Annotated in this window: 1 protein-coding gene and 1 pseudogene; one reads left to right on the top strand and one right to left on the bottom strand. The window is 62.4% G+C overall.

All coding sequences use genetic code 11. The annotated features are described in order from the left end of the window. Window positions 1-273: pseudogene (locus ACFYOW_RS49670) on the bottom strand (IS982 family transposase); the annotation flags it as partial. 313 nt (window positions 274-586) lie between these two features. Between ACFYOW_RS49670 and ACFYOW_RS49665 the strand changes: the two are divergent. Beyond that, window positions 587-1,169 (top strand): transposase (locus tag ACFYOW_RS49665; protein ID WP_387299197.1); only part of this gene is annotated, 583 nt, incomplete at its 3' end.

The raw sequence follows: 1,169 nt of genomic DNA, 5'->3' as shown, positions 1-1,169 counted from the left end.
GATCACCCGCTTGACCAACCCCAACGCGTTGCGCAGGCGCTTGTTGTAACCGGACTGCTGCGGCAGGTACCCGAACATCCCGGCCAGGTGCTTGCGAGCGAACCGCAGCCAGTGCGTCTCGGAGGTGAACCCCAGCAGCGACTGGGCCACCGTCAGGCACACCAGCTCCGAATCGGTCAGCACCGGCGGGCGGCCGGTCCACCGCGGCCCGGTCAACTCGTCATCGATTTTCACGTACAGTGCGGTCAGCAGGGCGTCCAGGTCATTACTCACACAATGCGCTTCGACGCCCTCCGCCCACGTGTAACCATCACCCAGACTTCGGACTTACTCGTCTAGCCATTTTGTCCCTGGTGGGACGCCCGTTCCGGGCTGAAAATGGTGGGGTGGTCGCCTTGTCGACGCCGTTTTCCCTATGGTCCTTCGAGGCCGTCGTCTAGCCGGGCGTTGGGGTCGGGTTGTGGGTCCTTCATTGTTGCCGATGTTGTTTCACCGAGCACGAGGATTAGATTCCGCTTTCCCTTGCCGACTCCACAGGCGACCACCCCGAGGTGGGTGCGAGCGGTGCGGGAGAGGACGAACAACGATGCTGGCCGAATCCCATGATGAGGAACAGATTATCGCCAGGGTCGCGGCCCTGGATGTCGGTAAGGCCGAGGTGGTGTGCTGTGTCCGGGTTCTCGCCGAGAGTGGCTCGGGCAGGCGGTGCCAGGAGGTGTCGACACATTCGACGATGACCCGATCACTGACCGAATTGGCCAATCATCTGGTCGATTTGGGTGTCGAGCGGGTGGTGATGGAGGCGACGTCGGACTATTGGAAACCGGTGTTCTACCTGTTCGAGGCGCATGGGTTGGAGCCGTGGCTGGTCAATGCCCGTGACGTGAAGCATCTGCCGGGCCGACCCAAAACCGATGTGCTGGATGCGGTCTGGTTATGCAAGGTCGCCGAACGTCAGATGCTGCGTCCCAGTTTCGTGCCACCGGTGCCGATCCGGCGACTGCGGGATCTGACCCGGTACCGCATCGATCTCATCGGGGCACGCACGGCGGAGAAGAACCGGGTCGAGAAACTCCTCGAGGACGCCTGCATCAAACTCTCGGTCGTGGCGTCCGACATTTTCGGGGTATCCGGACGAGCGATGATGGCCGCGTTGATCGGCGGTGAAC

Source organism: Nocardia sp. NPDC006982 (assembly GCF_042869435.1).
Taxonomy (GTDB): Bacteria; Actinomycetota; Actinomycetes; order Mycobacteriales; family Mycobacteriaceae; genus Nocardia.
This window is presented reverse-complemented; position numbering and strand designations above follow the sequence as displayed.